The 21,442-nt window shown below is 53.2% G+C and carries 21 protein-coding genes and 3 pseudogenes; 12 read left to right on the top strand and 12 right to left on the bottom strand.

Going from position 1 to position 21,442, the window contains the following annotated elements; translation table 11 throughout:
• Nucleotides 1-117: 117 nt before the first annotated feature.
• Nucleotides 118-1,599, top strand: a complete 1,482-nt coding sequence (locus tag H6G13_RS17465; protein WP_190485091.1) for a cytochrome P450 — start codon at nucleotides 118-120, stop codon at nucleotides 1,597-1,599.
• Here H6G13_RS17465 and H6G13_RS17460 read toward each other — a convergent pair.
• Nucleotides 1,596-1,946, bottom strand: coding sequence for a hypothetical protein (locus tag H6G13_RS17460; RefSeq protein ID WP_190485089.1), 351 nt, complete (start codon nucleotides 1,944-1,946; stop codon nucleotides 1,596-1,598). The genes H6G13_RS17465 and H6G13_RS17460 overlap by 4 nt on opposite strands.
• Before the next feature lie 346 nt (nucleotides 1,947-2,292).
• Between H6G13_RS17460 and H6G13_RS17455 the strand changes: the two genes are divergently transcribed.
• Nucleotides 2,293-2,430, top strand: a complete 138-nt coding sequence (locus tag H6G13_RS17455; protein WP_190485087.1) for a hypothetical protein — start codon at nucleotides 2,293-2,295, stop codon at nucleotides 2,428-2,430.
• 41 nt (nucleotides 2,431-2,471) lie between these two features.
• Here H6G13_RS17455 and H6G13_RS17450 read toward each other — a convergent pair whose 3' ends face one another.
• Both H6G13_RS17450 and H6G13_RS17445 read right to left on the bottom strand, forming a co-directional pair.
• On the bottom strand, nucleotides 2,472-3,476 hold the full coding sequence (locus H6G13_RS17450; protein ID WP_190485085.1) for a hypothetical protein: 1,005 nt from the start codon (nucleotides 3,474-3,476) through the stop codon (nucleotides 2,472-2,474).
• Nucleotides 3,469-4,077: a GNAT family N-acetyltransferase gene (locus H6G13_RS17445; RefSeq protein WP_190485083.1), complete on the bottom strand. Its 609-nt coding sequence runs from the start codon at nucleotides 4,075-4,077 to the stop codon at nucleotides 3,469-3,471. Before H6G13_RS17445 ends, H6G13_RS17450 begins: the two co-directional genes overlap by 8 nt.
• 153 nt (nucleotides 4,078-4,230) lie before the next feature.
• Here H6G13_RS17445 and H6G13_RS29200 point away from each other — a divergent pair, with 153 nt between their 5' ends.
• Together H6G13_RS29200 and H6G13_RS17435 are read left to right on the top strand one after the other, a co-directional pair.
• A complete protein-coding gene (locus H6G13_RS29200) occupies nucleotides 4,231-5,532 on the top strand; it encodes a glycosyltransferase (protein WP_190485081.1) in 1,302 nt (433 codons plus the stop codon).
• A gap of 7 nt (nucleotides 5,533-5,539) precedes the next feature.
• Nucleotides 5,540-5,830: a hypothetical protein gene (locus tag H6G13_RS17435; protein WP_190485408.1), complete on the top strand. Its 291-nt coding sequence runs from the start codon at nucleotides 5,540-5,542 to the stop codon at nucleotides 5,828-5,830.
• 145 nt (nucleotides 5,831-5,975) lie between these two features.
• On the opposite strand, the gene H6G13_RS17430 is transcribed toward H6G13_RS17435, so the two are convergent.
• The 7 genes and pseudogenes from H6G13_RS17430 to H6G13_RS17400 all read right to left on the bottom strand — a co-directional run.
• Nucleotides 5,976-6,395, bottom strand: coding sequence for a hypothetical protein (locus tag H6G13_RS17430; protein WP_190485079.1), 420 nt, complete (start codon nucleotides 6,393-6,395; stop codon nucleotides 5,976-5,978).
• A gap of 28 nt (nucleotides 6,396-6,423) precedes the next feature.
• Nucleotides 6,424-7,497 (bottom strand): succinylglutamate desuccinylase/aspartoacylase family protein, encoded by a 1,074-nt coding sequence (locus H6G13_RS17425; protein ID WP_190485076.1) that lies wholly within the window; start codon nucleotides 7,495-7,497, stop codon nucleotides 6,424-6,426.
• A gap of 15 nt (nucleotides 7,498-7,512) precedes the next feature.
• Nucleotides 7,513-8,064: pseudogene (locus tag H6G13_RS17420) on the bottom strand (cyanophycinase); the annotation flags it as partial.
• A gap of 100 nt (nucleotides 8,065-8,164) precedes the next feature.
• Nucleotides 8,165-8,479 carry an SHOCT domain-containing protein gene (locus H6G13_RS29525; RefSeq protein ID WP_199305982.1) on the bottom strand — a complete coding sequence of 105 codons (315 nt, stop codon included), beginning with the start codon at nucleotides 8,477-8,479 and terminating at the stop codon, nucleotides 8,165-8,167.
• Between the two features lie 103 nt (nucleotides 8,480-8,582).
• The gene (locus H6G13_RS17410; protein WP_190485074.1) at nucleotides 8,583-8,822 is read right to left on the bottom strand and encodes a hypothetical protein; all 240 of its coding nucleotides are present in this window, start codon (nucleotides 8,820-8,822) and stop codon (nucleotides 8,583-8,585) included.
• 221 nt (nucleotides 8,823-9,043) lie between these two features.
• Entirely contained in the window at nucleotides 9,044-10,630 is a 1,587-nt protein-coding gene (locus H6G13_RS17405) for a cryptochrome/photolyase family protein (protein WP_190485072.1), read from the bottom strand.
• A 107-nt stretch (nucleotides 10,631-10,737) separates the two neighbouring features.
• A pseudogene (locus H6G13_RS17400) lies at nucleotides 10,738-10,857 on the bottom strand (IS982 family transposase); the annotation flags it as partial.
• Between the two features lie 208 nt (nucleotides 10,858-11,065).
• Between H6G13_RS17400 and H6G13_RS29520 the strand changes: the two are divergent.
• Nucleotides 11,066-11,155 (top strand): DUF6508 domain-containing protein, encoded by a 90-nt coding sequence (locus H6G13_RS29520; protein ID WP_347277500.1) that lies wholly within the window; start codon nucleotides 11,066-11,068, stop codon nucleotides 11,153-11,155.
• A gap of 44 nt (nucleotides 11,156-11,199) precedes the next feature.
• Complete coding sequence (locus tag H6G13_RS17395; protein ID WP_190485070.1) at nucleotides 11,200-11,715, top strand: O-acetyl-ADP-ribose deacetylase; 516 nt, start codon at nucleotides 11,200-11,202, stop codon at nucleotides 11,713-11,715.
• 547 nt (nucleotides 11,716-12,262) lie between these two features.
• Here the strand turns inward: H6G13_RS17395 and H6G13_RS17390 are convergent.
• Complete coding sequence (locus H6G13_RS17390) at nucleotides 12,263-12,661, bottom strand: hypothetical protein (RefSeq protein WP_190485068.1); 399 nt, start codon at nucleotides 12,659-12,661, stop codon at nucleotides 12,263-12,265.
• A 403-nt stretch (nucleotides 12,662-13,064) separates the two neighbouring features.
• On the opposite strand from H6G13_RS17390, the gene H6G13_RS29195 reads away from it, so the two are divergent.
• The 4 genes from H6G13_RS29195 (at nucleotide 13,065) to H6G13_RS29190 (ending at nucleotide 14,291) form a co-directional block, all read left to right on the top strand.
• A complete protein-coding gene (locus H6G13_RS29195) occupies nucleotides 13,065-13,190 on the top strand; it encodes a hypothetical protein (protein WP_277882527.1) in 126 nt (41 codons plus the stop codon).
• Nucleotides 13,191-13,357: 167 nt separating this feature from the next.
• Nucleotides 13,358-13,690, top strand: coding sequence for an HU family DNA-binding protein (locus H6G13_RS17385; RefSeq protein ID WP_190485066.1), 333 nt, complete (start codon nucleotides 13,358-13,360; stop codon nucleotides 13,688-13,690).
• A 187-nt stretch (nucleotides 13,691-13,877) separates the two neighbouring features.
• Nucleotides 13,878-14,069: a hypothetical protein gene (locus H6G13_RS17380; RefSeq protein ID WP_190485064.1), complete on the top strand. Its 192-nt coding sequence runs from the start codon at nucleotides 13,878-13,880 to the stop codon at nucleotides 14,067-14,069.
• A gap of 99 nt (nucleotides 14,070-14,168) precedes the next feature.
• Nucleotides 14,169-14,291 carry a hypothetical protein gene (locus H6G13_RS29190; RefSeq protein ID WP_277882526.1) on the top strand — a complete coding sequence of 41 codons (123 nt, stop codon included), beginning with the start codon at nucleotides 14,169-14,171 and terminating at the stop codon, nucleotides 14,289-14,291.
• A gap of 198 nt (nucleotides 14,292-14,489) precedes the next feature.
• Here H6G13_RS29190 and H6G13_RS17375 read toward each other — a convergent pair whose 3' ends face one another.
• Nucleotides 14,490-14,864 carry a hypothetical protein gene (locus tag H6G13_RS17375; protein ID WP_199305981.1) on the bottom strand — a complete coding sequence of 125 codons (375 nt, stop codon included), beginning with the start codon at nucleotides 14,862-14,864 and terminating at the stop codon, nucleotides 14,490-14,492.
• A 153-nt stretch (nucleotides 14,865-15,017) separates the two neighbouring features.
• On the opposite strand from H6G13_RS17375, the gene H6G13_RS17370 reads away from it, so the two are divergent.
• Both H6G13_RS17370 and H6G13_RS17365 read left to right on the top strand, forming a co-directional pair.
• Nucleotides 15,018-20,903, top strand: coding sequence for an EAL domain-containing protein (locus H6G13_RS17370; RefSeq protein ID WP_190485062.1), 5,886 nt, complete (start codon nucleotides 15,018-15,020; stop codon nucleotides 20,901-20,903).
• Between the two features lie 79 nt (nucleotides 20,904-20,982).
• Nucleotides 20,983-21,327 (top strand): annotated as a pseudogene (locus H6G13_RS17365) (transposase); the annotation flags it as partial.
• Nucleotides 21,328-21,442 lie beyond the last annotated feature (115 nt).

Below are 21,442 nucleotides of genomic sequence, written 5' to 3'. Positions count from 1 at the left end.
AGGTTAAGGAATAGGTCAGCCTGGTCGCGATCGCAACCTTAAGAGTAAAGATGTCCTGTTCCCTCGCTAAGTGCAGGATGAGGACATAAACAAAATTCATCTGTAAGGAAGGATCGCATGGCCACTGCAGTTCAAAACCAACCGACCCTCACTGTACCTGGCCCTCGCCCCTTACCTCTGGTAGGCCGGACTCTCAACAGCATTCGCTTTGCTAAAGATTCGGTGGGCTATACCCGTGGGCTTTTTCAAACTTATGGCAACCTTGTTGCTTTGGCAGCGGGCGGTGGCACACGCCTTTATTCTCCAAGAGATACTTGTCCTGCAACGGTCTTTGCCTGCGGTCCAAAACTGGTGCGTCAGGTTACCACCCAACATGAAGTCTACTTCAAGCATCCTCTCACAGGCCCGCTTTACCGTTTACGGGATACTTCAAAACGAACAAAGCCCCTTAATCATTTTCTGGTGGGTCTTTTTGGTGTGAATGCTGATCAGCACTTACAACAGCGCAGACTAATGCTGCCCGCTTTTCATCGTCAGCGTCTGGAAACCTACGCCCAGGATATGGTGGCCATTACCGAAGACCAACTAAAACAGCTACAGCTGAATCAGGCTAACGAAATGGCTGCTTGGTTGCGCCAACTCACCCTTCGTATTGCCACCAAATCATTGTTTGGAGAGGATGTTGGTAATCAAGGGGAGAGTACTGGACAAATCATTCAGGATGCCCTCAGCCAACAAGGAAACTTGTTGATGAAGGTGTTCCCGTTAGACTTGCCAGGACTTCCGTGGAACCGCTATCTGAATCTGGTTGCTCGCTACGAAGCCAGCATGAGCCATTTGATAAAAGCAAAACAACAGTCAGATGAAGATGCGTCTGATGTACTGTCTATGCTTATGCAGGTGCAAGATGAGGATAGCGGAGCTTATCTTAGTGAAGAAGAACTCCTAGGGCATGTGGGGGTATTGTTTGTAGCAGGTCATGAAACCAGTGCCAATGCTCTCACCTGGACACTATTTCTACTTTCTCAGCATCCTCAGATCATGGCAGATCTCCTAGATGAACTAGACGCTGTTCTCCATGGCGAGCCGCCAACCATAGAACAGTTATCGCAGCTTCCGCTACTTGAAAATGTGATCAAGGAAAGCATGCGAATTTTGCCACCTGTTCCGTGGAATGGTCGCGTCACTGCGAAACCTACTGAACTTGGTGGTTACGAGTTGCCAACGGGTACTGAGGTGCTAGTCAGCATTTACCAGACACACCAAATGCCTGACCTATATCCTGATCCCGCATCCTTTAATCCCCGTCGCTGGGAAACTATTCATCCCGATGCATATGAGTACAACCCATTTAGCGCTGGCCCACGCCTATGTATTGGAGCAGGGTTTGCCATGATGGAAATCAAAATTGTGCTCGCTATGCTGTTGCAGCGATACAGACTTCAGTTTGTGCCACAAAAGCCTATCGATCGCTCCGGCGTTATTGTGTTGACACCTAGACATGGCCTATCCCTAGTCGTACATCGGCAAGATCGACAGTTTCACCAAGGGGTCGGTGATGTACAAGGGAATGTCCATGAAATGGTCAAGTTGACCTAGAGATTTGTGTAGAAACCTCTATGTGCGGTGCCCAAAAATAAACCCATTCCACTCAGCCGTAGATTCCCTACTTCATCCTGGGCCATAGCGGCAGTAATCAGGGGAACTTCTATGACTATCCTGACAATGCTCCGCAGGCGACTACCGTAGAGGCCAGAGGCAGCCGCGCTTACGTTCAGTAGCTGCGGCCACGATACCTGCGGGCTGGATGACGAGCAGATTCTTCCCAAGCCCATTGAGACTGTTTCACTAGGTTCTGGTAGCCCCTCACACCAGAGTGCTTTCATGGGCAGCTCATCCGCCGCGCGGTCTGACTCCTGAATGTATTGGTAAACGGCTAGCTCCATTTGTGTGTCCTCCTTTTCAACTAGGCAGCTTGGTTAATCGAACCTTCTTCCTGCTCTTGAGGCAGGTCGTCATAGCTGGAGGTTGACTCCAGCAGCTCTATCTGCATCCGTCCAATTAACAGTTTCATGACTCAAAGTCCTCCCAGAAGTTGAACTCCCGCCTGCGGCCAAGCCAAATACTTCAAGGTGTTGAACTGCACCGAGCTCATTCCACCGCTACTCCAGCAGTCTGAACTGCTGGGCGTTTGCTCGATTGGCAAACCAGCAGTCTTTAACTTCAGCTAATCCTCTCCAGCAGTTTGAGCAACTGCAAGCGATCGCTGACAACGACTAACGGCCCAGCACAATGGGACTGCCCCAGATCCTGGAATTACAGTCTCTCTCGGTTTCTCAGTTTGAGCGCTATGGATTTCGTTTTACTAGAGTTGGCAGAAATGGGGCACAGTCGGCGTGGCGAGTCGAGAAGATTAACCTCGAAGAATAGAACGATAGGTAAAGCCTCGACTCAGCTGCTAAAAGCGTGACCTACCACTCTCCAGATAGTTCAATCTCACACAGTTCACAGGGGAGTTCTGGATCATCGGCATCGATCACCACAAATAGATGCTGCTCACTTTCTCTTGAGGCACAAATTCCTTCAACCTTTCCCGTAAACCAAGCACCATCAGGGGTACAGATTTCGATCCATCGGGGAGGATTTGAGTCCAAAATGCCTAACACTGAGCCGTTGACAACACCATCGGACGTGGCATCGGGGGAGGCTTCTGCTGCCGCTGAGAATAGGACTCCTTTAGGCGTGATGGTGGCATCTGTAAAACTCAATTCAAGTTCGTTTAAACTGCCCAACTTGTACTGACAAATGTTGTGTAGAGAAGGAGGCTGCTGATTCTCTGGATTCTGCAGATAAGCCGCCAGTTCATCCCAGCTCAGATCGCCTGTGGTGTTGACGGGTAACAAATTGCCTTGCGGTGCGCCATTTCCCCGATTTAACAGCCGGATTTGGCCAGCTTGATAAAATGCCCCTTCAAGATTGAGTTCGCTGCCAGAAAACTCAGCACAAGCTCTAAGTTGGGCATAGAGTGTCCCTGCTTGGCTTAGGGTAAACCGGTCGGGGTTTAGTTCCTGCACCCTCAAAATTTGCTCCCGCCGTGCCGTTGATCCAGACCCAAACGCTAGAAAGAGATTGCCATTGGCTGTAGGAACGGTGGTGCAAGCTTCTAAATCTAGCTTGAAGCGTTTGTTGCCCCGCTGCTCGTCGAACTGGCGTAGTCCTGCTTCTCCAGCGGGTAGTGTGATAGCCTCAACCTCAAAGGTTTGAGGATCAATTAGCACCAAAAAGTTGGCATCATCCTGAACGAGAGCGAGCTGATTGCTAAACCAGCTCAAACTAGAGCCTGCCCGTACATGGGCGGGGCGATCTATCTCTGAGTCTGCTCCTTGGCGGTAGAAAAGCGGTATGCGCTTTCGGACAGTCGCCCGCAAAGCGGGATCCCGCACAGCATGAATGATGGGGACGCTTGCTTTACTCAATCTCCAGGTGCTCCTTATGCTTGATAAGAATTATGGGGGTGAGGGTTTGCCATTTAGCTCCGCGGACCACAAACAGACGATCACATTTCTGTGGGGCAAAGCGATTACTGGCATCCCAGATGCGATCGCAGTCTTGAGAACCCAACTGCTGAAGGGCAATTGGGGCATTATCGCTGGCCTCGGTATAGTAAACAGCATAGTTGCCTAGGGGCCTAAAGCCTTGCTGATGGACAAAGGGGTGCATAAAAGTGTTTGTGGTACTCACGCAGGTGCGTAGAGTTGTAAACCCCAAAGAACGACCCACTTCCAGAGCTGCAGCCGTAAGTTGGCTGCCAATGCCCTGACAGCGGTAAGCGCGATCAACCCGTAGCCCTTCCCACCAACCTTCAGCAGCAGAAAATTGGACAAGCCGGGTCATACCAATGGGTTGACCGCTAAGGTCAGCGACGAGGATATGCCCAGAAGGGTCTGAAAACCAGAGATCCCACACGTCAGCAATATAGTCGGCTTCGTCATCCCAGGTGTGTTGGCAAAAGGCGAGAACTGCGGACTTATCGCTGGGTTGAACGGGACGGATGTGTAGATTGTCTGGTTGAATCATTGCTTTCAGGGATCTAATGCCTTGGAATGCTTACTCTCTCTGCCCTGGTATGGACTGGGAGAGGGAGTAAGAAACCTGCTGGCTGATGCCAGAATATAGCGCTTTCTTAGAAGACGTAATAGGCTAAGGGCGAAAGTCAATCGGATCAAGGCTATGTCCCCTCGAAAAATTGCATTGGTCGCGCTTGGCTCCACAGGTGACTTTATGCCAATATGTGCCCTCGCCCAAGGCTTAAGGACTGCCGGGTATACACCCAAGTTAATCACTCATCCAGGTTTCCAAGACTTTGTTGAGGCTCACGGTTTTGAATTTGCCCCTTTGGCCGGAGATTACCGGCAGTTCTTTAGCTCTGATGAGGGGCAGCGCTTTGTAAGAGGCGAATTTTCACCTTGGATGCCAATACCCCAGTTTCAGAAAGAGTTACCGACCCAATTAGAGCAGGTTTTAGAAGCGGCTAAGGGCACAGAGGCTCTGATCACTGGGCCATTGTCGCTCTGGGTCTATCACATTGCTGAATGTCTTAGGCTTCCAATGGTTGTAGCCTCATATGTTCCCATTGCTGAGACGGGTCTTTTTCCATTTCTTGGCTTTGGTGAAATTCCAGACTCTGTTAATCCAATTCAATCAACATTAAATTGGGCTAGCTACCGAGCTGTAAGTCTATTGGGTTGGGTTCGAGATAAGGAGATTCTCAACAAGTTTCGAGTTCTAAAATGTCAGCTACCCGAGTTGTCCTCCCTAGGGCCTAGCTATCGTTCGCAGCAGCCCAGAACTCTGAAGCATGTTCCTATCCTGCATCTCTATAGTGAGGCCGTAATATCTTCTCCGCTTGATTGGGGTGGGTCTCCACATCCGATTCATGTCACAGGTTACTGCTTTGTAGAACCCCTGAGTCCATATCAGCCAACAGAGGAGCTTGAGGATTTTCTGGCAGGTGGAGAGCCCCCAGTTGTAATCGGTTTTGGCAGTATGGCTGTTGACGACCCTCAAAGAATGACCCAGCTCTTGCTGGAGGCTGTTCAACTGGCCCAAGTTAGAGCCCTATTAGTTGCAGGATGGGGACTCAGCGAGACAGGTTACTTGTCTGAGAAGGTCTACTCTGTGCAGTCGATTCCCCACGATTGGCTTTTCCCCCGCTGCTCAGCTGTCGTCCATCACGGGGGAGCAGGCACAGTAGCGGCTGGTCTACGGGCAGGTATACCAGCAGTAACCGTTCCAGTTTTTGGTGACCAACCTGCTTGGGGGAAGCGACTGGAACAGTTGGGAGTTGGTTCGCCGCCCATACCCATTCGGGAGCTGACAGCGCCAAAATTGGCTGCAGCGATTCGGCAGGTATTAGATACGCCATCCCTGCACCAGAAAGCAAAAGAGCTTGCAACTTCTATACAAGCTGAGAACGGAGTCAACCACGCAGCTGGTGTCATTAAATCCTTTGTTGACCGCATGAGTTGGTAGTTCTCGCTTGACCATTTCTCCTGACAAAATCACCAGCACCATACTCAAGCATGACTCGAAGGTAACAAGCTACAAGATTGCCCTGCTTCGAGCGATTAACGATGTGGTGCTGACCTTCCCCGACCTGAGAACCTATCAGAGCGATGTGGCCGTTCCCATGGCCAGCTTAAGAGCCGGTGTCGTTGAGGAATTAGAGGTTGATTTTGGGCTAACTGAGGAGCTGCCCCCAGTGCCTACTGGGGTGGTCGAGGGTGCGATCGCAACTCAAACCAGAGTTCTAGGCTTCAAGGTCAGATAACGCAGAACGGGGGTTCAGTTACTGAGAATCGCTGTGGTCGGTGTAAACCTCGTATTCCTTCTCTAAGTAAATATACTCCTCAAGTTCGCACTCCAACTTTGTTGCGGCTTCGTTACTAACTTTCAAGGGAATTTCCCTTTAGTAATCAGAATGTATCCCAGACAAACCGCTGTAGCAGCGTTACATTAGCGCTTACACCTTCCCCTTGCCTATCCCCGTTCCTTAACGCCGACAGAAACTTCAGAACCAGGCTGCACATTTCCACTAAACAGATCGACCACAGTGACAGCTGTTCTGCTTGAAAAGACCCGTCATAAATGGGTGTCCTTGAGCTGGCTCGGCTGCCGGACGCATTGATCTCACTCCAGGGGTGGCCGTTTTTGAGGATGACCAGGGCGGCGACCATGATACTGGCTATCAGGGCTACCTGTACCGGACCATCGATGGCATTGAGCCCAAATAGCGAAACGGCTCCGCCGATGGATACGATCAGCACCGCCAGGGGAATCAGCACATCGAGATAGGACGGGTCTCGAATCGGACGGGGCGCAGGCTCGTAGGTCATGGGAACATCCTCATAGGTTTATGGAGAGTCAGATCAGGGGTCTGGGTCCGGCACTGTCATATAGAATTTGCATCACCCGCGAACCGGGTTCGCTGAGGGCATCACGAGCAATGGTGGCCACTTCTCCCGCCACGCTGGCGTGGTACTCTGCCACGATGTCGCCAAAGGCGTTGCGCTGGAGAGCGACTTTTTGGCCGGGGGTAACGCGCGTTTTTAGGTCTACCAGCAGTTCGATGAATCCACCCGACGTAGACCGCACTGTTTCAAAGGCATTGCCAACAAAGGTGCCTACATCCTTAGCGGTGCGGCCCAGCGCTCCGTCAATCACCCGGTAGTGCTTCAGCACATTGAGGCTGCCCTCGACGGTCAGAGCAATTTTGAGGGAATCAAAAATGCGAGGACTGCCAATTTCGACCGTCAGTGCGGAAATACCTGCTTCCACAAAGGCCATTTCCAGGGTTCCTGGCTCGCCGGGGTCGTGCTTAATCTGGTCAACCGGAAACAGCTCTGCCATCTGGCGAATCTCGGGTTTGCCCAGGTCGGCATAGATAAAGAGGGTAAAGTCGCCGCCTGTAGACACCGTGTGGTAATCGATAGCGACATCCACGTTGGACTTAAACAGCCGGTTCCAGAGGAGGCCTGCATGGCGCATCGGGGCACTGTTGCCGATTTCATCGCCGGGCCAGACACGGTTGAAGTCAATCAGAGAGCCGCCGCCTTGGCTAGTGGGCCAGTGGCTCTGGGTATATTCCACGGCTGGACGGGAAACTCCTATAGCGGCGACCACAGCGCCCGACATCTGGGCTGGGTCTAGCTCCGCCAAAATCCGCTGTACCGCATTGATCGGGCTTACCTCATCGCCATGCACTCCCGCGACTAGCGCCACCCGCTTACCGGCGCGGGCTCCCTTAGCCACCACAATGGGGACATACCAGTGCTGGCCGCTGCCCATCTGCACCCCTTGGAAGAAAAACCGGTGCTGGTGGCCTGGTTCGAGATCGTCAATGGCCAGATCCCTGATCACAGGGATGCCCTGAATCGTGTCGCCGGTATAGTGGGTCTTGGCGGTTGGCGTTTGATGCGTAGTCAATAGCGTTGTCATGGAGTTACCTGCTACCTACACCAGTGGTAGGTGTCTTCTCAGGTTAAAACGATAGTCGTGTGGCAGGATATAGAGTTTTACGCCGCACAATGCGATCGCTTCGTCTTTGAGCAGGCCGTCCAGGTTGTTGTGGGTTGCGGTGGTTTCATCGACCACGGTAATGGATCCCCGGCCGACCACTTCAAACTCATCATCTTTGACGATGATGGCGGTGTCTTCATCAATGCCCAGACCCAGCGATGCCGGTTGCAGCACCAGGGCAGCCAACAGACGACTCAGGCGACCCCGCTGGGCAAAGTGCTGGTCAATTACAATACCGGGCAAAAACCCCACGCCCGGTCCCATGCTGACGGCATCGACTCTGGGGTTTGAGACTGAGGCACCGCCCACAATCATTTGATCTGGCATCATGGCCGCTCCGGCGCTAGTGCCGCCGATGACCGCCCCAGCCTGATGCTGTTGGCGAATCGCGTTATCTAGGGGCGTACCTCGGATAAAGTCGACAATCCGAGACTGGTCACCACCAGTAAAGAAAATGCCTGTTGCCTGTTCGATTCGCCGTCGCGATCTTCAGTACCGCCAATGATGACGAGGGGCCTGAACTTGACTCCGTACTCATGGGGGTATCTCCTGCAATCTATTTGGGCTGCGATCGGTCAGGATCTCGTTAGGTCAGCAGTTTGGCCTTGGCTAGCTGAAACTCATCGTCGGTTAGCGCACCGGCTTCTTTGAGCTGGGCCAGCTGGGTCAGCTGCGCTAAGAGATTGCTTTGAGGGGTGGGGATTGGCGTGGGAGCTAGCGCGGGGGCTGGCGCAGGTTGCTGCAGGGCCGCCATTTGAGCTTTGACCTGTTCTAGGTCGGCCTGGGCTTGAATGGCAGCGGTCTGCTCTTGTTGCGATCGCAGTGCCTTCTGGTCGGTGGCATTGTTCACAGCTCGGCTGGTCGCCGTAGCGGTGCCGCTGATCACGGTGGTTTTCCCCACCGTGCGAAGTAGACCTGGACTGCGTCGATTTCTAGATATATGGAGGCTCCTTAGGAGTTGGTAAACAGCAAAGAATTGAGCTCAACTAGCGGGGCAGAGGCCATCAATAAAATCCCCCTACAACCTGAGCCGCTATGACTTGGTTAATCACGTTGCTGGGAATCCGTTCGTTGAATAACAGCTGGCCGTTGGCCTTGACCACTGCATTGCGGAAGGCGGTGGCCCAGGTGTTTTCAAACAGCATCAGGACGGCTAGGGAGTCGTCGTCTATGTATTGATGTTCTGTCAGATAAGCACTCAGTGAGGCAATCGCGGCTTCACTAAAGGTGTACCCTTCTTGCATCAATCAGTTTCGAGCTTCACCCCAAGCTTTCAAAGTTGCTGCCTGACGTTTTGAATGCTTTTTGCCCAGCCAGAGTGACTAAAGAGGGATTACCCGACTATAGGAATGGGCTGCGCCGAAATGCTGGGGAACGCAGCATTCGTGAGGAAGACTGCGATCGCATCCTCGATTTGGCCGCAGTGGTATGAGAGCTGATCCGGTTTCCCCCAAAACTGGCAGGGTTACTTCATTTCCCCACTCAACGCCTGCGCCTTTTGCGGCTTGGGCGTGTCGGGCAGGGGGTGCTCAGTGTGGGCGTGCTGAGTGCGCCAGTCAGCGGCTTTTTGGCGAATGTGCTGGAGTTCGTCAGTGGGAATGCGCTCCAGGTTTCGCAGGATTTGGCGCATGCGCGGGTTGGGCTGGAGCTTTTCGTAGTGGCGGGCCAAAAAGTCCCAGTACATCAGGTTAAAGGGACAGGCTTTTTCACTAGTGCGGTCTTTGGGGTTGTAGGGGCAGCCCTTGCAGTAGTTGCTCATAGTGTTGATGTAGTTGGCCGAGGCAGCGTAGGGCTTGGAGGCTATCAGGCCGCCATCGGCGTATTGCCCCATGCCAATCACGTTGGCCTGCATCACCCAGTCGTAGCCGTCGATAAAGGCAGCGTGGAACCAGTCTTGCAGTTCCTGGGGGGAGATTCCTGTGATCAGGGCAAAGTTGTTGAGCACCATGAGCCGCTGAATGTGGTGGGCGTACCCGGTTTCTTTGACCTGCTGGAGAACGTGATGCAGGCAGTTCATTTCGGTGTCGCCTGTCCAGTAAAAGTCGGGCAGGGGATGGGTGTGGTTGAACCAGTTTCGCTCGGGGTAGTCTTCGCTCATGTAGAGGTAGATGCCGTGCATGTACTCGCGCCAGCCCAAGACTTGCCGCACAAAGCCTTCGATGCTGTTGAGCTGCCAGCAGGCGGGGTCTTCGCGGTAAGCGCGCTCGGCAACCTGCACAACTTCGAGGGGGTGCAGCAGGCCCAGGTTAAGATACGGCGAGAGCATGGCGTGCCACATCGTTTGCTGGCCCGTGACCATAGCATCTTGGTAGGGACCAAAGCCCGCCAGGCGGGTTTGGATGAAAAAGGCGAGCACCTGCAGGGCCTGGGCGCGGGTGACGCCCCAGCGAAAGGGTTCGACCTGCCAGTACTCCTGGCTGTCTTTGAAGGCGGGGGACTGTTTAACCCAGTCAATTACTTCGCGCGTGATCTCGTCAGGCTCGAACCAGAGGGCTTCAGGCAGGGTAAGTTTACCTTTCGCGGGTTTGCGGTTTTCGCGGTCGAAGTTCCAGCGGTTGCCGACGGGGTTTTCGCCCTCCATCAGCACATTGAAGCGCCTGCGCCCTTCGCGGTAAAAGTCTTCCATCAGCAGGCGGCGGCGCGACTTGGCCCAGTCGATAAACGCCTGGTCTTGCCAGATGAAGCGGTTGTTGGGGGTGAAGGTAACGACACAGGGCAGATCGAGGCTTTGGATCAGCTGGGTGAAGGGGCGGTCGGTGGGGGTCATTACCCGCAGTTCGCTGATGTGGTTTTGCTCGATCCACTTCAAGAGGGGCGCTCGAAAGTCGTCGGCCTGGGTGTAGGTGACGGCCCATCCGGCTTGGCGCAGCTCGCCTGCAAAGTGGCGCATTGCCGACCAGACCAGCACCAGCTTTTGCAGGTGGTAGGGCCTTTTTTGAGCGTGCTGCAGCGACTCGATGAAGATGACGGGAGCCGGGTTGGGGAAGCAGCTTTGCAATGCTGACTGCCCTGCCCAGAGCTGATCGCCGAGTATCCAAACGCCTGTAGTCATGAGCTTGTTGAGTGCACTGTTTGCGATTGTTACACGCCATTGGGAAAAAGGCTCTGTCCCTGGACCTATTGGGCAGATATGGATGCAGTTGAGTAGACTCAGTTCGTTTAAGCGGCTTGTGGTAAGGCGAAGTCCAGATTGAGAGCAGGCTTTTTGAGTTGGTGGCAATAGGCGATCAAGCCACAGAGCACGTTGACCATGAAGTTGACTGGACTGCTGTACAGTGCCAGATTAAGTGACATCGAGACAAATTCGGGTCGTTGAACGCAACCTTCTTTATTGCAAATTACAGAGAATTGGCTTAGTGGCTCATCATCCAACTGTCAGCATTGTCAACCTGATTTGAGGCAGAAAAAGCAAGCTGGCTTTAGCTTTGCTGCCTTAATGATACTCATGTGTCTCCGCGACAAATAAAAAGTCACTGTACACTTAGAAATGCTGCAGAAGCTGATAACAACTTATGCTCGAGCTGAGCGTTTCTCTAGCGGACACTTAGCTGGGCTGATTGAGAACGCCACATTCTGACAACTCTGAACCGTTTAGCAGCGATCGCATCTGAGGTGAGAACAGTGACTTCAAATTGGCAAGGGCGGGTTCAAGTTGTCCAGGGTGACATCACCCGTCAAAAAGTGGATGCCATCGTGAATGCAGCGAATGAATCGTTGCTAGGGGGAGGCGGGGTAGATGGGGCAATCCACCGAGCTGCTGGCCCAGGGTTGTTGGCTGAGTGCAGAACTCTAGGGGGTTGCTCAACCGGGCAGGCCAAGATTACGCGAGGCTACAACCTTCCGGCCAAATGGGTAATTCATACGGTGGGGCCCGTGTGGCAGGGCGGGCAGCACAACGAAGATGAGCTACTGGCTCAGTGCTACCACAATAGTTTGGCTTTAGCAGTTGAGCATTCTCTCACCAGCGTTGCCTTTCCAGCGATCAGTACGGGGATCTATGGTTTTCCGCTGGAGCGGGCGACAGAGATTGCGATCGCACAAGTCAAGACCTTCCTAGAGAGCAACTCTGCCCTTGAGCAGGTGAGGTTTGTCTGCTTTGGGGATGAAGCATACGAACGCTACCAAGCTGCGATCTAGCTGTCCTGGTTCAAGTCGATCTGCGCTTTTCTGGTTGTGGCATAAAACTTCCGCAGCTCGACGATGCCCTAAACAAGCTGTTGGCCGCCGAGCCCGACGAGTAGATGCCTGGCTTCACCCTTCAACCCCTGCCACACGGTGGGGGGTGCTTTGGGTCACACGGTTGCTCACTCGTGTTTTTCGTAGGTAACGGTTTTGTGCTGTTGTGCCCTTTTGTTACCTAAGAAAATTCCCGTCCTGTCGCAAAATTGTAGCCGTAGAGAGAAAGATCTGCTGAGCTCTTACAAATTCAAGAGTATGCGATCGCAACTTCCCCATCGCTCTGAGGATTTGAAGCGCAACAGTCATCTGTTTGCAGCGAGTGGGTTTCTGGGTGGGGCTTGTCTGCCTGGAGGGCGCGAGAGGTTACAGAGCGCGGCCTGTGTTCCTGCTCTACTGCTTAATCCTTTACAGGGGGTTGTATGAATATCAATTCAAGCGGCTTAAGACTTCATATCGTAAGAGCCTTTCCTTGACCCATCAGATCTGGACTCCACCCCATTTCCGGTCAGCCGTTTCTAGATCCTCCAAACAAGCGTTTCAACGGATTGGAGGCAATTTGCCCTATTCCCCTAAACTGGCTGTGCTGAGCAGCTTGAACCGGATCTGAATCAGTGAAAATTTGAACAGCACGATCTCGTAGTTTGCTACTGTCATCCTGATTTGTGGAAACAAGCGTTGCTCCTTGGTCCTTCTCTTGGACATGAGTTAAAGCGTTCTGGTAAGCCTGATTAAGACTTGGAAGACTAGCTGCTATTCCAGGAATTTCAATAGCCCGCGCATCTAAATTTTGACCAATAGCATGGAGCTGTTGCTGTAACCCTTGCGGTAAGGATTCATCTTGCTGACTAAGGGCTTCTATAAAAGCGGCAAGACTTTTTTCTTGTTGAGAGTTTAGATTAGGCATGGTTAGAAACAGTGTTAAATATGAGCAAATCGTTCGAAGAATGCAGAATGACTTCTTACTCGATAATAAACAATTTGACAAATCCTGCTATCGAAAGGAGCCAAAAATCTAACCTTAGGAATATCGAAAAAGCTATAAATCAACTATTCCTTTCAATCTTACCTACCAATACATACTTGACAGAAAACTATAAATATTTCTTCTTTAATAAAGAATAATAATACAGGAAATAATTCGGTAATTGGTAGTGCCAAAGAGGTAAGGATGGTCAATGTGTAGCTGAAGTCGGATGCGGCAATGGCTGTTGAAATCGTAGGGCTGAGATGGTGCCAATTAAAGTTATCAAGCACCTACACCGCCTCTGAGGAACTACAGACTGAACTTGCCCTAGCTCTCAGGCCCTTTGAAAGCGCACTCTGAGTTATCCCTACTTGCGATCGCAACTGCCATCACCACGGACTGTGCGATCTCAACCGCCCGCTTCACCCACTTACAGATCCCTAACACAGCCTCTAAGGAACCGGCTTGAACTGGTGCAGCTCCAGAGGTAATGATGAACTTGTTGAGCTAGGCCAAAGGAACTTCAAACCCCGCCCTGGACCTCATCCAGCAGGCTTTTTGTTGCAAAAGCTTGAAACCCCTGACCTCTCGTGTTAAAACGGCTGAAACCCTCATTCGGTCGTTGACCGTTGACCCATGAATAAAGGCGAGTTGATTGATAAGGTTGCTGAGAGCGCATCAGTGAGCAAGAAGGAGGCCGATGCTGTCATCACAGCTATCGTGGAGTCCATCATGGAAGCCGTTGCTAGCGGTGAAAAGGTCACCCTAGTGGGCTTTGGAACGTTTGAGCCCCGTGCCCGCGCCGAGCGGGAAGGCCGCAACCCCAAGACCGGGGAGGCTATGCAGATCCCAGCCACCACCACCCCAGCCTTCAGTGCTGGCAAGCTGTTTAAGGAGAAGGTGGCACCCAAGAAGCCCGAACTGGAAACTGCAGGCTCAGGCAAGGCCAAGGGCGGTAAAAAGAAATAAGTTATAGCTCTACCAGTACTCTCGCCCCGCCGCTTCCTCGGCGGGGTTTTGTGATGTAGCACTGGTAGCCGCGCCGCCTTTTCCGCAATCGCTTGCAGATTTGCCCCCTGCGATCCGATCTGTGACATTGCGCCCTGAAAGCCTTGCCCTGTAGGAATTCTGTCTGTAACACAGATGGAGCACAGGCATGGCAAGCGAGAGCGATCGCAAAAGAGAACAAGCTAAAGCCTTCTTCATGCAGGACATCATTACCAGCAACATGGCGCGGCAGTTCGAAGTAGCCCGCCGCAACATCCAGCGCTGCAAAGACAAGGGGAACTGGGATAGCCTAAAAGCCAGCATCACCCCGCCCCCTGCTCCCCGCTGCCACAATTATTGACCTCCACGCTCCCAAGCCCGCAGTTCCCCAAGCCTCAACTCCGGCCTCAGCGGCCCCCTAGTGAGGGTGAAGCGTTGGACCTGCTGAAGGTAAGCAAGGGTGCGATCGCAGTCTGAATTAACCCTACTTGCGATCGCACGCACCGTCGGCCCCCAGACCCGCTACCAGATCGTCGATGAAATGACGGCCATGCTCGATATCAACACTCAGGCCCTAATCTAGCAGGCCGTTCTGGACTACACCTGCGCTCACCAGATCGCACTCTCAATCGCTTCTCCCCTCTGTGATCGCATTCTAAGTCATCCCTACTGTGAGATCGCATCCTCGATTTGGCCGCAGCCCAAGATCACTACACGCTAGTTTCTAGCGTTGCTCAATAGTGTTATGAGAGCTGATCTGGTTCCCCCAGAACTTGCAGTCTCACTTCATTTCCCCACTCAACGCTTGCGCCTCCTGCGGCTTGGGCGTGTCGGGCAGGAGGTGCTCGGTGTGAGCGTGCTGGGTGCGCCAGTCGGCGGCTTTTTGGCGAATGTGCTGGAGTTCGTCAGTGGGGATGCGCTCCAGGTTTCGCAGGATTTGGCGCATGCGCGGGTTGGGTTGGAGCTTTTCATAGTAGCGGGCTAAAAAGTCCCAGTACATCAGGTTGAAGGGACAGGCTTTTTCAGTAGTGCGGTCTTTGGGGTTGTGGTGCAGCCCTTGCAGTAGTTGCTCATGGTGTTGATGTAGTTGGCCGAGGCAGCGTAGGGCTTGGAAGCTATCAGGCCGACCTCTGGCTTCACTCGCTGACCTCGTCATGCAGTTTCCCCTCCAGAAGCATAGATGCCTGCTCCAAACTCTCTATGATGTCCTCAACCTCGTACCAGAATTTGCGGAATTCAAATTGAGGTGTCTCTCGTCAAGCTAGGTAAGGTGGGGAAGAATAAAGAGTAACGTTCAAGGTCTCATCCGATGATTGAGCTGCCTGGATACTGCCTCTTGGATAAGCTGCACTTAGGGACTAAGAGCCTGGTTTACCGAGGGGAGAGGATTTCTGATGGTCAGGCAGTAGCGGTTAAAGTGTTGCGCAGTGAGCGGCCAACGCTGGATGAGTTGATGCAATTTCGCAATCAGTTTGAGATCGCACGCAGGTTAAAGTTTCCCAGCATTGTGCAGCCCTACGAGCTTTTGTCATACCGCCAGAGCTACGCGCTGGTTCTAGAAGACTTTAGGGGAATTTCTCTCAAGCAGTGGCTGGACCAACACCGGGCCGCGGGCAATCCTGGATTGAGCCTGATGGAGTTTTTGGAGATTGCCGAACAGATTGCTGATATCCTGCAGCTTCTGAACGACCACGGCATCATTCACAAAGACATTAAGCCCAGCAACCTGCTAATTCATCCCAAAACCCGGCAGGTGAAGCTAACCGATTTTAGTTTGGCCTCCCACTTACCACGAGAAGCGGCTCCAAGTCAGCGCTGCGGAACGTTAGAAGGAACCCTAGCCTACATCTCGCCAGAACAAACTGGACGCATCAATCGTGCCGTAGACTACCGCACCGACTACTACTCCCTCGGCGTCACCCTATACGAACTGTTAACCGGGCAGAGGCCTTTTACCGCAGATACCCCAATGGGCCTGTTGTATTGTCACATTGCCAAGTCACCGCCACCTATCCAAAGCATTCAGCCGAGTGTACCTGAGGGAATTGCTGCTTTGGTCAACAAGCTGATGGCGAAAAATCCGGAGGACCGCTATCAGAGTGCCGTTGGGCTGCGCCACGACCTCGAGTGTTGCCGAATTCAGCTTGAACAGACGGGGAAAGTTGCCCTATTTCCCATAGGCCGGCGAGATCGGAGTAGCCGCTTTTTGATTCCCGAAAAGCTCTACGGCCGGGAGTGGGAAGTGGCGGCAGTGCTAGCCGCCTTTGAGCGCGTCAGCGGGGTTGGTGCGGCAGGCGGCGAAATAATGCTGGTCGCAGGCCACTCGGGTGTGGGCAAAACAGCCGTGGTCAATGAAGTGCAGAAGCCCATTGTGCGCCAGCGGGGCTACTTCGTTCGGGGCAAGTTTGACCAGCTTAAGCGCAACATCCCTTTTTCGGGCTTTTTGATGGCGTTGCGAGAGCTAATTCGACATCTCCTGAGCGAGCCCGAAGCACGCCTCCAGGAATGGCGCGTCAATATCCTGCGGGCCTTGGGCACCAATGGTCAGCTGCTAATTGATGTGATTCCCGAGCTGGAGCAAATTATCGGCTCTCAGCCTGCTCCTGTGGAACTTTCAGCTCAGGCGGCGCAACATCGCTTTAACCTTCTATTTCAAAACTTTATCCAGGTGTTTGCCGCGCTCCAGCACCCCTTAGTGGTGTTTTTGGATGACTTGCAGTGGGCCGATCTGGTCTCGCTCCAGCTGATGAATTTGCTTGTGGGCGACCTGCAATGTCCCTATCTACTGCTGATTGGAGCCTACCGCAATAACGAGGTGGCCCCGGCGCACCCACTGACGCTGACCCTGGAGACCTTGCGTCAAAGTGGGGCAACGATTAACACCATTACCCTGGAGCCGCTGTCGGCTCAGAGTCTTAGCCAGCTGGTGGCAGACGCTCTGGTTTGTCCTGTGCCCCTGGCCCAGCCCCTAGCCGATCTGGTCTACCAAAAGACTGGCGGCAACCCGTTTTTTGCTACCCAGTTTTTGCAGACCCTGCACCAGGACGGCACCATCATCTTCGATCCAACTCAGGGGGCTTGGCAGTGCAAAATGGCCCAAGCCCGCCTAGCGGCCCTGGGCGAGGATGTCGTGACGTTCATGGCCCAGCAGCTGCAAAAGCTGGTGCCCACAACCCAGGCGATACTGAAGCTGGCAGCCTGCATCGGTAACCCATTTAGCTTGGGGACACTGGCGCTGGCATCAGAGCAACCCGAAACCGAAGTTGCGATCGCGCTATGGAGCGCTCTGGAACTGGGACTGGTGCTGCCTCAAAGCGGCGTATATACCTTTTTCCCCGAGACCGAGGATAGCCTAGGCCAGCCCCTACCGCCCCTAGATACCTCAGAGCTGAGCTACAGGTTTCTGCACGACCGCATTCAGCAGGCAGCTTACTCCCTGATTTCAGCAGGTCAGCGGCCCCAGATCCATCTCACCATCGGTCAGCTTTTGCTGCACAAACTGTCTCTGGCCCAGCGAGAAGAGCAGCTGTTTGCCATTGTCAATCACTTAAATGAGGGGCAGGCGCTGCTGACAGCGGCCTCTGAACGGGAACAGCTGGCCCAGCTAAATTTGCAGGCAGGCCGCAAGGCTAAAGCGGCAACAGCCTATCAAGCGGCGGTGGACTACCTGCGTCAGGGCATCGCCCTACTAGCAGCCGATCCCTGGCAACACCAGTACGATCTGGCCCTAGCCCTGTATCAAGACATTACCGAAGCCGCCTACCTGTGTGCCAACTTTGACCAAATGCAGCAGTGGGCTACTATCACTACCTGCCATGCCCGCACCCTGCTAGATCAGGTGTCCATTTACGAGGTGCGGTTGCTGGCCGATCGGGCTCAGGGAAATTACCTCGCTGCGGTGCACACGGGGCTAGAAGTGCTGCGCGCTCTGGAAGTTGACTTGTCAGCACAACCTTCCCCTGCCCAGGTGCAGCAAGCTCTGGCCGAAACTCGCCAGCTTTGGGCTGGGCAAGATCCTCTGAGCCTGTTGGCGTTGCCAGAGATGGAGGATGCTCAGCGGCTAGCGGCTATGCAGATTATGACAAAGCTAACGGCTCCGGCCTATCGGGCGCTGCCGGCCCTGATGCCGCTGCTGATGGCAAGGCAGGTTGAATTTTCCCTGCGTTTTGGCAACAGTTCGGTTTCAATTTTTTCCTATGCAGGCTATGGCATGGCGCTGTGTAGCATGGGAGACATTGAAGCGGGCTATGGGTTTGGTCAACTAGCACTCGGTCTGTTGGAGCAACTTCAGGCTACTGCCGGCAAGAGCCGGGCTGGGTATCTGGTCCACAACTTCATCAGCCACTGGCGCGACCCCGTTCGCTCTACCCTACCAGCCTTTGTCAAGGCGTACCAGAGTGGTCTGGAAACGGGGGATCTAGAATGTGTCGTGCTCAACGCTCAGGCCTATGGGCACTACGCCTATTTCGCTGGACACGCCCTGAAGGACTTGGCAACGGAGCTAGCCGCCTATCACCAAACCCTGCGCCAGCTCAAGCAGGTGTCCCTGAAGTGCCTGGAAATCGTCCAACAGGCGGTGCTCAATTTGTTGGGGGAGGGGGAAACCCCCTGGCGATTGAGCGGGTCGGTGTATGAGGCCGAGACGTCGGTGCAGTTTCACCAGGAGCATTGCGATCGCACATCCCTCTTCCACTACCACTTCAACCAGACCGTACTTTACTACCTGTTCGGGCAACTTGAGCAGGCAGCCAAGGAGAGCGATCAGGTGGCTACTTACCTAGATGGAGGCCGAGCCCAGTTCCCCATCGCCCTCTATTCCTTCTACGATGCCCTGATTCAGCTAGCTCTCTACAACCAGGCCCCCCTTTCCGAGCAGACCGTTCGCTGGCAACGCATTCAGCAACAGCAGGAAAAGTTAGCCTACTGGGCCAGAGAGGCTCCCAGCAATCACCGCCATCGTTGGCAACTGGTTGAGGCCGAAACTGCCCGGGTAGAAGGTCGCTATCTAGATGCCATGACGGCTTACGATACAGCAATCGACACCGCCAAAGCCAATGGCTTCATACAGGATGAGGGTCTAGCTAATGAACTGGCCGCCAGATTCTACTTAATTTGGGGGCGAGCAAAGCTGGCTCAACCCTACCTGCAAGCTGCCTACTATAGCTACGCCCATTGGGGGGCCCAGGCCAAAACCCAACAGCTCGAATCCCTCTATCCTGAACCCTTACAAGGGGTTCTATCCACGCTGCCGCCATCGCTAGGAGTGCTCAACCCCAGTGATGATGTCAGCAGCCACACCAGTAACACCGCGGCCCTAGATTTGGCCGCTGTCATTGAGGCTTCACAGGCAATCTCACAAGAGCTGCAGTCCGATCAGCTGATCGTCATCCTGATGCAGCTGGTGCTAGAAAATGCGGGGGCCGAACGCGGTGCTCTGGTCTTGCGACAAGCCGATCAGCTTACCGTGGTGGCCCAGTGCCTAAACGGTAAAACCGTCCAGGTGAATCTGGTGCCCCTTCAAAATAGCCGCAACCTGCCCATTAGCCTTATTCGCTTTGTCTATCGCACCACTGCCCCCCTCGTAATCGACGACATGCGGGTCGAGCCGCGATTTGCTGCCGACCCCTACCTGAGGCAGCACTCGCTCAAATCGGTATTAGGGTTACCGTTGATCCATAAGAAGCATGCAATTGGTGTTCTTTACCTGGAAAATAACCTAACCACGGGGGCTTTTACTGCCGATCGAATTCATATTTTGGAAATTCTCTGCACCCAGGCCGCTATTTCGTTTGAGAATGCCAATTTGTATCAGGACTTGCAGCTCAGCAACCAAAATCTGACACAGTCCTTGACGAGTTTGCAAAAACTCCAGTTGCAGCTCTTCCAGGCTAACGAGAAGCTACAGCATGATGCCCTATATGACGGCTTAACGAATCTGCCCAATCGCTCTTGCTTCATGAAGTTACTAAACCATACCATCCAAAGCGGTTCTCACTCCCCTAACCAGCTCTATGCAGTGCTGTTTACGGACTTAGATCGGTTTAAAAATATTAACGATAGTTTGGGTCATTTAATCGGAGATGAATTCTTAAAACTGGCCAGTCAACGGTTACAAAGCTGCGTGCGCTCCACCGATATTGTGGCCCGTTTCGGCGGCGACGAGTTTGCAATCTTGCTAGAAGATTTGCTTCATCCGGATGACGCTATTGAGCTCGCTCAGCGCATTCAGGAACAGTTTTCCCAGCCCTTTAAGGTGGACGATTACGAAGTCTTCTCCACCGCCAGCACCGGCATTACCTACAGCACCCTAAACTATCAAATTGCCACCCACGTACTGCGAGATGCCGATATTGCCCTGTACCAGGCCAAAGCAAAGGGACGAAATCAGTATGTGGTATTCGACCCTGCCATGCAGACCCAAGTGGCAAACCGGCTCCAAATCGAGAATGACTTGCGTCGAGCCATTGATGCTCAGGAATTTTGCCTCTACTACCAGCCAATTGTTTCCCTAGCCACCGGTCAGGTGAGAGGCTTTGAAGCCTTAGTGCGCTGGCAGCACCCCTCGCGAGGGCTCGTCTCCCCGCTGGAATTTATTCCCGTGGCCGAAGAAACTGGCCTCATTAACGCAATTGGCTGGTGGGTTGTAGAAGAAGCCTGCCAGCAGCTCGTGCGCTGGTTAGAGCTGACTTCCCATGCCATCCCGCTGACTATGAACGTTAATTTGTCAGCCATGCAGCTCAAGCAGACCGAGTTAGCTGAGCGGCTAGAGTCAGTCTTACAGGCGACCCAAATTCCTAAAGAGTGCCTGAAGCTAGAGATTACCGAAAGCTGCATCCTCGAAACCTTTACCTCCGAGGCTCAATCCCTGAAACGGTTAAAGGCGTTGGGTGTAGGACTTTGCATCGATGACTTTGGCACAGGCTACTCTTCCCTTGGTCGGCTGCATGAGTTTCCCATTGATACGCTTAAGATTGACCGCTCTTTTGTGAAACGCCTGAATCAGAGTTCTCCAGAGACGGTGCAGATGATCCTTACCTTGGCCCACAGCCTAGATATGGATGTCGTTGCCGAGGGCATAGAAACAGAAGCCGAACTCGACGTCTTAAAGGGACTGGGGTGCGAATTTGGCCAAGGCTATTGGTTCTCCCCACCCTTAAATGCTGAGCAAGGCAACCAATGGCTCCGCCTCAAGTGATAGAACCCTAATTAACCCCTCTTTGGTCACTTTGGTGGAAGTAAACTGAAGGAAGAAGAGTTGTAATAGGGTAGGAGCGATGGTTATTCCTCGTATTGCCCGCCGAACCGTTAGTTTTGTGGATGAGTACTGCCAAGCCTACCGAAACCTGTTTAACGATGTTCGCAGCTTTGAGTGTTTTAAGTACCTCCATGTTGGTCCAATGGGCGAACTCCCCCGTAAAAGCTTATCTGCTATTGCTCGGGTTGTTGGGCTCAAAGATAGCCAGAACCTGCATCACTTTCTGCATCCTGCGGTGTGGGACACAAGCCAATTAAGGTCAAGACGATTGCAGTTGGTGAAGTCAGTGCTTGGCGATATCCCCATCATCCTCATCATCGACGAAACGGGTGACCGTAAAAAAGGGAACGCAACGGACTATGTAGCTACAGCGAATTTCACGTGAATAAGCCACAGTGAGCGAACCAAGCAATGGCATTGCTTTCTGAAATCTCCTCGGTGACAATTTGCCTCAGTGCTTGTTGCAGTGCTTGAGGTGT

The organism is Pseudanabaena sp. FACHB-2040 (assembly GCF_014696715.1).
GTDB lineage: Bacteria > Cyanobacteriota > Cyanobacteriia > Phormidesmidales > Phormidesmidaceae > JACVSF01.
Note: the sequence above shows the minus strand (reverse complement) of the source record. Positions and strands in the feature narration are given on the sequence as shown.

Coding starts and splice junctions, on each gene's coding strand:
- H6G13_RS17380 (WP_190485064.1), top strand. CDS start 13,878: ATGGCAAGCGAGAGCGATCGCAAAAGAGAACAAGCTAAAGCCTTCTTC.
- H6G13_RS17425 (WP_190485076.1), bottom strand. CDS start 7,497: ATGACAACGCTATTGACTACGCATCAAACGCCAACCGCCAAGACCCAC.
- H6G13_RS17375 (WP_199305981.1), bottom strand. CDS start 14,864: ATGACGAGGTCAGCGAGTGAAGCCAGAGGTCGGCCTGATAGCTTCCAA.
- H6G13_RS17460 (WP_190485089.1), bottom strand. CDS start 1,946: ATGGAGCTAGCCGTTTACCAATACATTCAGGAGTCAGACCGCGCGGCG.
- H6G13_RS17465 (WP_190485091.1), top strand. CDS start 118: ATGGCCACTGCAGTTCAAAACCAACCGACCCTCACTGTACCTGGCCCT.
- H6G13_RS17445 (WP_190485083.1), bottom strand. CDS start 4,077: ATGATTCAACCAGACAATCTACACATCCGTCCCGTTCAACCCAGCGAT.
- H6G13_RS17430 (WP_190485079.1), bottom strand. CDS start 6,395: ATGACCTACGAGCCTGCGCCCCGTCCGATTCGAGACCCGTCCTATCTC.
- H6G13_RS17405 (WP_190485072.1), bottom strand. CDS start 10,630: ATGACTACAGGCGTTTGGATACTCGGCGATCAGCTCTGGGCAGGGCAG.
- H6G13_RS17370 (WP_190485062.1), top strand. CDS start 15,018: ATGATTGAGCTGCCTGGATACTGCCTCTTGGATAAGCTGCACTTAGGG.
- H6G13_RS17385 (WP_190485066.1), top strand. CDS start 13,358: ATGAATAAAGGCGAGTTGATTGATAAGGTTGCTGAGAGCGCATCAGTG.
- H6G13_RS17455 (WP_190485087.1), top strand. CDS start 2,293: ATGGGACTGCCCCAGATCCTGGAATTACAGTCTCTCTCGGTTTCTCAG.
- H6G13_RS29200 (WP_190485081.1), top strand. CDS start 4,231: ATGTCCCCTCGAAAAATTGCATTGGTCGCGCTTGGCTCCACAGGTGAC.
- H6G13_RS17410 (WP_190485074.1), bottom strand. CDS start 8,822: ATGCAAGAAGGGTACACCTTTAGTGAAGCCGCGATTGCCTCACTGAGT.
- H6G13_RS29520 (WP_347277500.1), top strand. CDS start 11,066: ATGCTGCAGAAGCTGATAACAACTTATGCTCGAGCTGAGCGTTTCTCT.
- H6G13_RS17390 (WP_190485068.1), bottom strand. CDS start 12,661: ATGCCTAATCTAAACTCTCAACAAGAAAAAAGTCTTGCCGCTTTTATA.